This window comes from Citrobacter sp. S46_ASV_140, assembly GCF_018919545.1.
Lineage (GTDB): Bacteria > Pseudomonadota > Gammaproteobacteria > Enterobacterales > Enterobacteriaceae > Citrobacter > Citrobacter braakii.
Genome location: NZ_JAHLRC010000114.1, coordinates 1 through 11,408 on the forward strand (window position 1 = coordinate 1; position 11,408 = coordinate 11,408).

The 11,408-nt window shown below is 54.1% G+C and carries 12 protein-coding genes and 1 tRNA gene; 7 read left to right on the forward strand and 6 right to left on the reverse strand.

Going from position 1 to position 11,408, the window contains the following annotated elements; genetic code table 11:
• From fucI to fucR, 4 genes are all read left to right on the forward strand, one after another.
• A partial coding sequence (fucI, locus tag KQJ19_RS19485; protein ID WP_216404015.1) for an L-fucose isomerase occupies positions 1 to 1,420 on the forward strand: 1,420 nt, incomplete at its 5' end.
• Between the two features lie 99 nt (positions 1,421 to 1,519).
• A complete protein-coding gene (gene fucK, locus KQJ19_RS19490; protein WP_049040356.1) occupies positions 1,520 to 2,938 on the forward strand; it encodes an L-fuculokinase in 1,419 nt (472 codons plus the stop codon).
• 1 nt (position 2,939) lies between these two features.
• Positions 2,940 to 3,362: an L-fucose mutarotase gene (fucU, locus tag KQJ19_RS19495; protein WP_216404016.1), complete on the forward strand. Its 423-nt coding sequence runs from the start codon at positions 2,940 to 2,942 to the stop codon at positions 3,360 to 3,362.
• Positions 3,363 to 3,419: 57 nt separating this feature from the next.
• A complete protein-coding gene (fucR, locus tag KQJ19_RS19500; protein WP_019077594.1) occupies positions 3,420 to 4,148 on the forward strand; it encodes an L-fucose operon activator in 729 nt (242 codons plus the stop codon).
• A gap of 35 nt (positions 4,149 to 4,183) precedes the next feature.
• Here fucR and rlmM read toward each other — a convergent pair whose 3' ends face one another.
• From rlmM to KQJ19_RS19520, 4 genes are all read right to left on the reverse strand, one after another.
• Entirely contained in the window at positions 4,184 to 5,284 is a 1,101-nt protein-coding gene (gene rlmM / locus KQJ19_RS19505; protein WP_003034040.1) for a 23S rRNA (cytidine(2498)-2'-O)-methyltransferase RlmM, read from the reverse strand.
• Entirely contained in the window at positions 5,277 to 5,672 is a 396-nt protein-coding gene (locus KQJ19_RS19510) for a DUF423 domain-containing protein (protein WP_003034037.1), read from the reverse strand. The genes rlmM and KQJ19_RS19510 overlap by 8 nt, the downstream gene beginning before the upstream one ends.
• Positions 5,673 to 5,690: 18 nt before the next feature.
• Positions 5,691 to 6,608 carry a glycine cleavage system transcriptional regulator GcvA gene (gene gcvA / locus KQJ19_RS19515; RefSeq protein ID WP_016154260.1) on the reverse strand — a complete coding sequence of 306 codons (918 nt, stop codon included), beginning with the start codon at positions 6,606 to 6,608 and terminating at the stop codon, positions 5,691 to 5,693.
• Between the two features lie 363 nt (positions 6,609 to 6,971).
• On the reverse strand, positions 6,972 to 7,199 hold the full coding sequence (locus tag KQJ19_RS19520) for a YgdI/YgdR family lipoprotein (RefSeq protein WP_016154261.1): 228 nt from the start codon (positions 7,197 to 7,199) through the stop codon (positions 6,972 to 6,974).
• A 192-nt stretch (positions 7,200 to 7,391) separates the two neighbouring features.
• On the opposite strand from KQJ19_RS19520, the gene csdA reads away from it, so the two are divergent.
• Positions 7,392 to 8,597, forward strand: coding sequence for a cysteine desulfurase CsdA (csdA, locus tag KQJ19_RS19525; protein WP_153690054.1), 1,206 nt, complete (start codon positions 7,392 to 7,394; stop codon positions 8,595 to 8,597).
• Positions 8,597 to 9,040 (forward strand): cysteine desulfurase sulfur acceptor subunit CsdE, encoded by a 444-nt coding sequence (gene csdE, locus KQJ19_RS19530; RefSeq protein WP_216404017.1) that lies wholly within the window; start codon positions 8,597 to 8,599, stop codon positions 9,038 to 9,040. Before csdA ends, csdE begins: the two co-directional genes overlap by 1 nt.
• 47 nt (positions 9,041 to 9,087) lie before the next feature.
• Here csdE and tcdA read toward each other — a convergent pair whose 3' ends face one another.
• Together tcdA and mltA are read right to left on the reverse strand one after the other, a co-directional pair.
• On the reverse strand, positions 9,088 to 9,894 hold the full coding sequence (gene tcdA / locus KQJ19_RS19535; protein ID WP_019077596.1) for a tRNA cyclic N6-threonylcarbamoyladenosine(37) synthase TcdA: 807 nt from the start codon (positions 9,892 to 9,894) through the stop codon (positions 9,088 to 9,090).
• Between the two features lie 39 nt (positions 9,895 to 9,933).
• Positions 9,934 to 11,031, reverse strand: a complete 1,098-nt coding sequence (gene mltA / locus KQJ19_RS19540; RefSeq protein ID WP_019077597.1) for a murein transglycosylase A — start codon at positions 11,029 to 11,031, stop codon at positions 9,934 to 9,936.
• Between the two features lie 205 nt (positions 11,032 to 11,236).
• Between mltA and KQJ19_RS19545 the strand changes: the two genes are divergently transcribed.
• A tRNA-Met gene (locus tag KQJ19_RS19545) sits at positions 11,237 to 11,313 on the forward strand.
• Positions 11,314 to 11,408 lie beyond the last annotated feature (95 nt).

Consider the following 11,408-nt stretch of genomic DNA (forward strand, 5'->3'; position numbering starts at 1 on the left):
TTATCTGGCCGCAGCATTGGCTGCGCATAATCAAAAAGGACTTCCCGCCTTCTCTATTTACGGCCATGACGTACAGGATGCCGGTGACACCACGATCCCTGCCGATGTCGAAGAAAAATTGCTGCGCTTTACCCGCGCGGGCCTGGCGGTTGCCAGTATGAAAGGCAAAAGCTACCTGTCCGTAGGCGGCGTTTCAATGGGCATTGCCGGCTCGATTGTCGATCATAACTTCTTTGAATCCTGGCTGGGAATGAAGGTTCAACCCGTTGATATGACCGAACTGCGTCGTCGCATCGACCAAAAAATCTATGACGAAGCCGAGCTAGAAATGGCGCTGGCGTGGGCGGATAAAAACTTCCGCTACGGTGAAGATCAGAACGCACAACAATATAAGCGTAACGCAGAGCAGAGCCGTGCGGTGCTGAAAGAGAGCCTGCTTATGGCCATGTGCATTCGCGACATGATGCAGGGTAACCAGAAACTGGCAGACAAAGGTCGGGTTGAAGAGTCGCTGGGGTATAACGCGATTGCCGCAGGCTTCCAGGGCCAGCGTCACTGGACCGATCAATACCCTAATGGCGATACCGCCGAAGCACTGCTCAACAGCTCCTTTGACTGGAACGGCATTCGCGAACCGTTCGTTGTCGCCACCGAAAACGACAGCCTGAACGGCGTGGCGATGCTGTTTGGTCATCAACTCACCGGCACAGCGCAGGTCTTTGCCGATGTGCGTACCTACTGGTCGCCAGAGGCGGTTGAACGTGTCACGGGTAAACCGCTGACCGGCCTTGCTGAGCACGGTATTATTCACCTGATTAACTCCGGCTCGGCAGCGCTGGATGGCTCCTGCAAACAGCGCGACGGCGAAGGGAAACCGACCATGAAGCCGCACTGGGAGATCTCACAGAAAGAGGCGGATGATTGCCTTGCGGCTACCGAATGGTGTCCGGCTATTCACGAATACTTCCGCGGCGGCGGCTATTCTTCTCGCTTCCTGACCGAGGGCGGCGTGCCCTTCACCATGACCCGCATCAACATCATCAAAGGCCTGGGCCCGGTGCTGCAAATCGCGGAAGGCTGGAGCGTGGAATTGCCGAAAGAGATGCACGACCAGCTTGATGCGCGCACCAACTCCACCTGGCCAACCACCTGGTTTGCCCCGCGCTTAACCGGTCAAGGCCCGTTCAGCGATGTCTATTCCGTCATGGCTAACTGGGGCGCAAACCACGGCGTACTGACGATAGGTCACGTGGGTGCGGACTTTATTACGCTCGCCGCCATGCTGCGTATCCCGGTTTGTATGCACAACGTGGAAGACGAAAAAATTTACCGCCCTTCAGCCTGGGCAGCCCATGGTATGGATATGGAAGGCCAGGATTATCGCGCCTGCCAGAACTACGGCCCGCTGTATAAGCGTTAATGCGACTCTGGCCCGGTGGCGCAAGCTTACCGGGCCTGCGCAGTGAATTTTGTAGGCCGGGTAAGCGCTGCGCCATCCGGCTACGTTTGGGGAGCGATTATGAAACAAGACGTTATCCTGGTTCTCGACTGTGGCGCGACCAACGTGCGGGCTATCGCCGTTGACCGACAGGGAAAGATTGTCGCCCGCGCAGCAACCCCGAACGCCAGTGACATCGCAACAGAAAACAGTACCTGGCATCAATGGTCGCTGGAGGCCATTCTGCAACGCTTCGCCGATTGCTGTCAGCGCCTCTGCACGCAACTGGCCGCCTGCCATGTCCGCGGGATCGCCGTCACCACTTTTGGCGTAGACGGCGCGCTGGTTGATAAGAACGGCAAGCAGCTGTATCCGGTGATTAGCTGGAAATGCCCACGCACCGCAGCGGTGATGGAGAATATTCACCGCTACATTTCACCGCAGCAATTGCAGGAAATTTCCGGCGTCGGCGCATTTAGCTTCAACACGCTGTATAAACTGGTGTGGCTGAAAGAAAACCATCCGCAATTTCTGGAGCAGGCGCACGCCTGGTTGTTTATCTCGTCGCTTATCAACCACCGTTTAACCGGCGAGTTCACTACAGATATCACCATGGCGGGCACCAGCCAGTTGCTGGACATCCGGCAGCGCGATTTTAGTCATGACATTTTGCAGGCTACGGGCATACCGCGCCGTCTGTTCCCGCGCCTGGTTGAAGCAGGCGAACAGATTGGGGCTTTGCAACCAGAGGCTGCCAGCCTGCTCGGGCTTACGGCGGGAATTCCGGTCATCTCTGCCGGACACGACACGCAGTTTGCGCTATTTGGCGCTGGAGCCCAACCAGATGAACCGGTGCTCTCTTCCGGCACATGGGAAATTCTGATGGTGCGCAGTGCGCAGGTGGATACCTCCCAGCTCAGCCAATATGCGGGTTCCACTTGTGAGCTGGATAGCCAGGCTGGACTGAATAACCCCGGCATGCAGTGGCTGGCTTCCGGTGTACTTGAGTGGGTGCGTAAGCTGCTGTGGACTGCCGACACCCCCTGGCAGACGCTGATTGACGAAGCCAGGGCCATCCCGGCAGGCGCCGAAGGCGTGAAGATGCACTGCGACCTGCTGGCCTGTCAGAATGCGGGCTGGCAAGGGGTTACGCTCAATACCACCCGTGGGCACTTTTATCGCGCCGCGCTGGAAGGACTGACAGAACAGCTGCAGCGAAACCTCCATACGCTGGAAAAAATCGGTCATTTCCAGGCCACTGAACTGCTATTGGTTGGTGGGGGAAGCCGCAACGCGTTGTGGAATCAGATCAAAGCGAATGTGCTCGGGATACCTGTCAAAGTGCTGGATGACGCCGAAACCACCGTGGCAGGTGCCGCAATGTTTGCGTGGTCAGGCATTGGGGAATTTGCCTCACCGGAACAGGCACGCGGGCAGGTACGCTACCAGTACCGTTACTTCTATCCGCAAACCGAATCCGAACTAACAGGAGTTGAGTAACATGCTCAAAACAATATCTCCCATAATTTCGCCCGACCTGCTGAAGGTGCTGGCTGAGATGGGCCACGGCGATGAGATTATATTTTCCGATGCCCACTTCCCGGCCCACAGCATGGGACCGCAGGTTATCCGCGCCGACGGTCTATCGGTCAGCGACCTGCTACAGGCGATTATTCCGCTCTTTGAACTGGACAGCTATGCCCCACCGCTGGTGATGATGGCGGCTGTTGAAGGCGATGCCCTCGATCCTGACGTCGAGGCCCGCTATCGTCAGGCGCTTTCACTGCAACCCCCCTGCCCGGACATCACACGTATTGACCGCTATGCCTTCTATGAACGCGCGCAACAGGCGTTTGCGATCGTTATCACAGGAGAGCGGGCAAAGTACGGGAATATTCTATTAAAAAAAGGAGTAACCCCGTAATCTCTGGTCTGAATGCCCGTCAGCTACGGGCATTCATCATAAGATGAGGATCAGAACATGAAAGCGGCGCGCCAGCAGGCGATCGTAGATCTGCTTACCAACCACAAAAATCTGACAACCGAAACCCTTGCTTTGCAACTTAAGGTCAGCAAAGAGACCATCCGCCGCGATCTCAGCGAGTTACAAGCCCAGGGAAAAGTGCTGCGCAATCACGGGCGGGCCAAAGTGATTCATCGGGAAAATCAGGACAGCGGCGACCCGTTTCATATGCGACTCAAAAGCCACTATGCCCACAAAGCGAATATTGCCCGCGAAGCGCTGGCATGGATCGAAGAAGGTATGGTGATAGCCCTGGACGCCAGCTCAACGTGCTGGTACCTGGCGCGACAGTTACCGGACATCAACATTCACGTCTTTACCAACAGCCAGCCCATTTGCCAGGAATTGGCTAAACGCGAACATCTTCAGCTCATCAGCTCCGGCGGTCGCCTTGAGCGTAAATACGGTTGCTATGTTAACCCCTCGCTCATCTCGCAGCTCAAACCACTCGAGATCGATCTGTTTATTTTTTCCTGCGCAGGGATCGACAGCGACGGTGCACTCTGGGACTCTAACGCGACCAATGCCGACTTCAAGTCCATTCTGCTTAAGCGCGCAGCGCAGTCATTATTGCTGATCGATAAAAGTAAATTTAATCGTTCGGGAGAGGCCCGGATTGGGCATCTGGATGATGTGACGCATATTATTTCAGATACGCCGCTGATTGAAACAATGCAGGCCGGATGAGGCATTTACGCCTTCATCCGGCCTGCAATTTTACCTTATCGCTCGTCGCGACGACCACCAACAGCAGCCCACAGGCGACGGACGTGCACGGTGACTTCTTCACGGTCATGATACAGCTGACGCGCCTGAATCTGGGCATTTACGCCATGCTCGTCAAGCTGTGCCTGAATATAAGCCAGGTTTTGCGACACCTCTTCGTAGCGTTTTTTCATCGGCAGCTTAAGGTTGAAGATAGTCTCACGACACCAGCCGTTGACCAGCCACTGCGCCATCAGGGCGGCAACCTTCGCGGGCTTTTCCACCATGTCGCAAACCATCCACGAAATGTTATTGCGATTTGGCCGGTACTTAAATCCGTCTTCGCGCAGCCAGGTAACTTGTCCGGTATCCATCAGGCTTTGCGCCATCGGACCATTATCCACGGAGTAAACCCACATGTTGCGTTTAACCAGTTGATAGGTCCAACCGCCCGGGCATGCCCCTAAATCCACCGCATACATTCCGTTAGCCAGACGTTCATCCCACTCATCGGCAGGAATAAACACGTGCAGCGCTTCTTCCAGCTTCAGTGTTGAACGGCTCGGCGCATCGGCCGGGAACTTCAGACGCGGAATGCCCATGTAGAACGGGGAGTTATTGTCAGGCCAGGAATAGCCGGTATAGCAACAGCCTGGTGCGATAAAGAACACATGAACCACCGGACGTTTTGGCGTTTCATATTTTGCCAGCACGCCCGCTTCCCGCAGCGCCGCGCGCAGTGGTACGGTAAATTTACGGCAAAATTTAACCAACTCTTTGCTTTCATTGGTATCAGCAACTTCAACGCGCAGATCGCCGCCTTTCTCTACCACGCCCTGCAACATGCCGACAATCGGCGTAATGCGGTCTTCCGGCGGTAAATATTGCAGCAGTTCGCCCACCACAAACATTTGACGGGCAAAAATCAGCGAGCTAAACGGCAACTCTTTCACTAACTTTTCGGCATCGTCCTGCTGATAGCATTCGAAGATGACGTAACCCGCATTGTCTTTCACGCGGGCAAAACCGAAGATTTCCCGGCGTCCTGCTTTATCCGTAATTTCTGCGGCGCACTCTTTTTCAAAACCTGGGCGACACAACAATACAACCTTATTCATGGCTAACGCCCTTACGTTTCAATCGAATAGCGCCCACTAACATCAGCGCCCAGCCCACAAGGAAGCTGAAACCACCGACGGGGGTAACAAACGCCCACAGGCGTAAATGCGAGAGCGCGAGGCAATACAGGCTGCCGCTAAACAGCACCGTTCCTAATGCCAAAAACACGCTACTCCAGTAAAACCAAATGCTAATGCGCCGCTGCATGGCGACGGCCAGGCCAAATATAGCCAGCGTATGGAACGCCTGATACTCGAGGCCAGTCTGGATCCACCCCATCTCAACGACACCGAGGGTTTTACTCAGAACATGTGCCCCAAAGGCGCCCAACGCCACAAAGATAAAGCCACTTACGGCGGCAAAAATCAGCATAAAACGGCTGGTCATGTGAATACCCTACGTAAATTATTGTTCATAACGAAAGCGGAATTTTTCTTGTTCCGTGGCCGCTTTCGCCAGAATCCACTGACGGAAGGCGGCTATTTTACCCAGTTCTGCCTGACTGTCATGACAAACCAGATAAAATGCGTTTTTGCTGACCAGAACATCATTAAACGGACAGACCAGACGTCCGGCTTCTATTTCGGATTGCGCCATGACGTTATTAGCCAACGCAATTCCCTGTCCATGGATAGCAGCCTGGAGCACCATGGCGCTATGGCTGAAGATGGGTCCCTGCTGTACGTTGATATGATTCAGGCCAAGCTGGCGCGTATAGGCTTGCCAGTCACGGCGTGACGCATCGTGCAATAATGTGTGTTTCGCCAGATCTTCGGGCGTCTTTAGCGGTTTATCACCGGTGAGTAATAGCGGCGAGCAGACCGGCAATAGATATTCTGCGTACAACTTTTCAACGCGCAGACCCGGCCAGTTGCCACGTCCGTAGAAAATCGCCACATCAACATCGTCAGCCAGTTTGTCTTCCTGACGGTCCACCGCCTGGATCCTGACATCGATTCCCGGATAAGCTGAGTTAAAGCTAGAGAGTCTGGGAACCATCCATTGGATTGCAAAACTGGGCAATAAACTCACAGTGAGCGCACCTTTTGCACTGCGTGCCTGAAGTTTACGCGTCGCGTCGGTTAATTGCGAAAAAATCTCTTTGATGTCGAGAAAGTAGCTTTGGCCTTCTTCCGTTAACAGCAAAGATCGATTGCGTCGACGAAACAGCTTCAGCCCCAGGAAATCCTCAAGTGACTTGATTTGATGACTTACTGCGGCCTGCGTCACAAAAAGCTCTTCTGCTGCGCGCGTAAAGCTCAAATGACGCGCTGCAGCATCAAAAACACGCAACGCATTTAGGGGTGGTAATCGTTTTGACATGACTTTTAGGCTTTGATGTTAAATGAATTTAACAATTAACCAACAGGTTGTAACCTATTAGTTTTTTTTATCTGAGCCATTATAAATTGTCCGTTGAGGTTCTACCAGCAAATACCTATAGTGGCGGCACTTCCTGAAGCCGGAACGAAAAGTTTTATCGGAATGCGTGTTCTGGTGGGCTTTTGGCTTACGGTTGTGATGTTGTGTTGTTGTGTTTGCAATTGGTCTGCGATTCAGACCATGGTAGCAAAGCTACCCTTTTTCACTTCCTGTACATTTACCCTGTCTGTCCATAGTGATTAATGTAGCACCGCCAAATTGCGGTGCTTTTTTTTGTCCGACTCTTTGTCGATGGACGACCGGTTAGTTATCCAGTTCTACCATCTCTTTCACATCGGTACGGTTAATCTGCTGTTTGTTGCCGTTAGCGTCTTTATACGAAATCATCCCCGTTTCATTGTCGGTCTGTGGCTTACCATCAGATACGATTGATCGACCATCATTGGTGTGCATCACGTAATTCGAACCAGAACAGGCGCTCAGGGCAAAAGTCAGCATACAAGCAGAGATAATTGCGGCAGTCTTTTTCATCTTTTTCTCCTTAAAGCGATTTATGCTATTAAAAACACACTCCGTAACAGGCTAAATTGCTCGCCTAACGGTATATAGCATAAGACACTGCGTGGACTTTGCCAGGATATCCAGAGTATTCCGATGGTTAGCCCCCCCCTTGTATCAGCGCCCTTTTTGCGCCACGATCGGTTTACTGAACTGAGGAATACCATGAACGCTTTTAACCCCGCGCAGTTTCGCGCGCAATTTCCCGCACTCAACGATGCTGGCGTCTATCTCGACAGCGCTGCTACAGCACTGAAGCCGCAGGCAGTGATTGAGGCCACCCATCAGTTTTATAGCCTGAGCGCCGGGAACGTCCACCGCAGCCAGTTTGCCGAAGCACAGCGCCTGACCGCACGCTATGAAGCCGCGCGGGAAAAAGTCGCAAGCCTGATTAATGCGCCGGATGACAAAACAATCGTCTGGACCCGCGGTACGACGGAAGCGATCAACATGGTTGCCCAAAGCTATGCGCGACCGCGCTTACAACCGGGTGATGAGATTATCGTTAGCGCAGCAGAGCATCATGCCAACCTCGTGCCCTGGTTGATGGTGGCGGAGCAAACGGGGGCGAAGGTCGTCAGGCTGCCGCTTAACGCCCATTTATTGCCAGACGTTGAATGCCTCACGCAACTCATCACTCCACGCAGCCGCATTCTGGCGCTTGGGCAGATGTCGAACGTTACCGGCGGTTGCCCGGATCTGGCCCGCGCCATTACGCTCGCCCATGCGGCTGGAATGGTGGTGATGGTGGATGGTGCCCAGGGGATTGTCCATTTCCCCGCCGACGTACAGCAATTAGACATTGATTTCTATGCGTTCTCGGGCCACAAGCTGTATGGCCCCACCGGCATTGGCGTGCTGTACGGTAAACCGGAACTGCTGGATGCCATGTCTCCCTGGCTCGGTGGGGGTAAAATGATTAGCGAAGTCAGTTTTGACGGTTTCACCACCCAGGCTGCTCCATGGAAGCTGGAGGCCGGTACGCCTAACGTTGCTGGCGTTATCGGGCTAAGCGCGGCGCTCGAATGGCTGGCGGACGTTGACGTGGTGCAGGCCGAAAACTGGAGCCGGGGTCTGGCGACGCTGGCAGAAGATGCACTGGCGAAACGCCCCGGCTTTCGCTCCTTCCGCTGCCAGGACTCCAGTCTGTTAGCCTTTGATTTCGCAGGCGTTCATCACAGCGACATGGTGACGTTGCTGGCCGAATATGGCATTGCACTGCGTGCAGGACAACACTGTGCGCAACCGCTGCTGGCAGAACTGGGCGTGTCCGGGACGCTACGCGCCTCATTTGCACCTTATAATACGCAAAGTGATGTAGATGCGTTGGTCGCAGCCGTTGACCGCGCGCTGGAAATATTGGTGGATTAATGACAAGCCCTCTGTTCGCCGGACACCCGTTTGGCACAACCGTAACGGAAGAGACGTTACGCAATACCTTTACCCCGCTCACCCAGTGGGAAGATAAATATCGCCAGCTGATTCTGCTGGGTAAGCAGTTGCCAGCGCTTCCGGATTCGCTAAAGGCGCAGGCCAAAGAGATCGCGGGCTGCGAAAACCGCGTTTGGCTGGGGCATACCCTTCATGAGAATGGTACTTTGCATTTCTTCGGCGACAGCGAAGGTCGCATTGTACGCGGGCTGTTGGCGGTATTACTCACGGCGGTTGAAGGTAAAACTGCAGTCGAGTTACTGGCGCATTCGCCTATGGCATTATTTGACGAGCTAGGTTTACGCGCGCAGCTCAGCGCCTCGCGTACCCAGGGGCTGCATGCTCTGAACGAGGCGATTCTTGAGGCTGCCCGACAGGTTTGATGGTTGCCGGATGGCGACGCGAACGCGTCTTATCCGGCACAACACACTCAACTCTGGCGCGCCGCTTTCGCCATCATCTTCTTCAGCGCATGTGAGACGGCAACAAAGCCAAAGGTGGCGGTCACCATAGTGGCCGCGCCAAAACCGGATGCGCAATCCATTCGCTTCGGCCCTTCCGCCGTCGCCTTCATCGCACATACCGAGCCATCTGCCTGCGGGTAAACCAGCGCTTCGGTCGAGAACACACAGTCCACGCCCAGCTTGCCTTTGCTGTTTTTCACCACGCCAAAATCGCTTTTCAGCCGCTCGCGTAGCTTGGCTGCCAGCGGATCCTGGATAGTTTTTGCCAAATCAACGACCTGTATCTGCGTCGGGTCGATCTGCCCTCCCGCACCACCGGTGGTCACCAGCGGAATTTTGTTACGCCGACACCAGGCGATCAGTGCCGCTTTTGGGCGCACGCTATCAATCGCATCGATGACATACGAATAACCCGCACTCATATACTCAGCAACATTATCCGGCGTGACAAAATCATCGACCACGTTCACCCGGCACTCCGGGTTAATCTGGCGGATACGTTCAGCCATCACTTCAGCTTTTGCCAGGCCGACGTTATCGCGCAGAGCATGGATCTGGCGGTTAGTATTGGTGACGCACACATCATCCATATCGATGAGCGTGATGGCGCCAATACCGGTACGCGCCAGCGCTTCCGCCGCCCACGACCCTACCCCGCCAATCCCGACCACGCAAACGTGCGATTGGGCAAACAACTGCAGCGCATTTTCGCCATACAAACGCGCCGTACCACCAAAACGCTGGCGCCAGGCATCACTGATAACCACAGACATAACACCTCAAATTCATTAATATCGAGCGCCATCCGGCTATTAACCGCTGAACACGTTACCCGTACCCGGCGCTGTTTTCAGTACCCAGACGCGACCGTAGTGATTATACCACCCCGCACGGTGTCCGGCGTCAGCACCAATGCCCTGATAGATATCGAAGTGTTGCCCTTTAATAGCGCCACCCACATCTAACGCCACCATCAGGCGCAGTTCGTACTGGCCGGTAAACTTGCCGTTATTGTCCAGTAACGGGACTTCCGCCAGCAATGTTGTGCCCGCCGGAATGATACTGCGGTCAGAAGCCACAGACGCGCGGCCAATCAACGGTACCGCGCTGGCCCCTTTGACCGGTGCAAAAGATTGCGGTTTAAAGAAGACAAACGATGGGTTCTGCTCCAACAGCTCACGCACTTCGGCTTCGCTGTGCGTTTCCCCCCAATGGCGAATAGCCTGCATCGACATATCTTCTTTTTTCACTTCGCCACGGTCGATAAGCACCTTACCGATGCTGCGATAGGCGTGGCCGTTTTTCCCGGAATAGCTAAAGAAGTTAAGCGGACTGCCATCGCCAAAATCGATGTAACCACTACCCTGCACATCCATAATGAAGTTATCCATCAGGGAGTTGCTGTACGCCAGAATGTAGTTGTCGCTCAGCGCACCCGCGTAAATCTCGGCACGGCTTGGTAAACGGCCACGTTTTGGCGGCATGCGATAGATAGGATACTGAAACTCGCCCTGGCGCGTATGGCGCGCCTGAATAACCGGCGTGTAATAACCGGTAAACTGGACGTTACCGTAGTTGTCCGCCCCTTCCATTTGCCAGGCATCAATACCAAACTGGCGCATACTGCGCGTATCACCGCCCGCACGTAACCACTGCTGGATAGCGTTGTAAACGTTGCTCTGGTTGCCGTACAAACGTGGCGAAGCGCTGCGAATTTGATTAACCTGCTCGGCGAAATCACCGGCATTGATTGGTGCGCCAACCGCATCAGGCTGGTTCACCAGTGAGAAAGGCTGGGTAAATTTCCCGTCTTTATACTGCTGTCCACGATCGGTGGGTTTTGAGGAACACGCGGCGAGCATCGCGACGACTGCTCCCGCCAGAAGATATTTTGCCCAACGTCCTTTCATTGTTCTCGTCTTATGTTGCCTGAATGCGAGACGAAGATAACAAACCCCCGAACCTAATGAAATGCGTATACATACCCGAACGCAAATTTTGAGCAAAAAACAATCCAGAATGCGTTGTTTTTGTTCATTTTCACCTTAAAAACGTGATCAAGGTGAAAAAAGGGTTGCATGAAAATGCGAGCAGAGTATAGTGCGCATCCACGGACGCGGGGTGGAGCAGCTTGGTAGCTCGTCGGGCTCATAACCCGAAGGTCGTCGGTTCAAATCCGGCCCCCGCAACCAATTAAAATTTGATGAAATAAAAGCAGTACGGTGACGCGGGGTGGAGCAGCCTGGTAGCTGTCTCTTATACACATCTGACGCTGCCGACGAGTCTG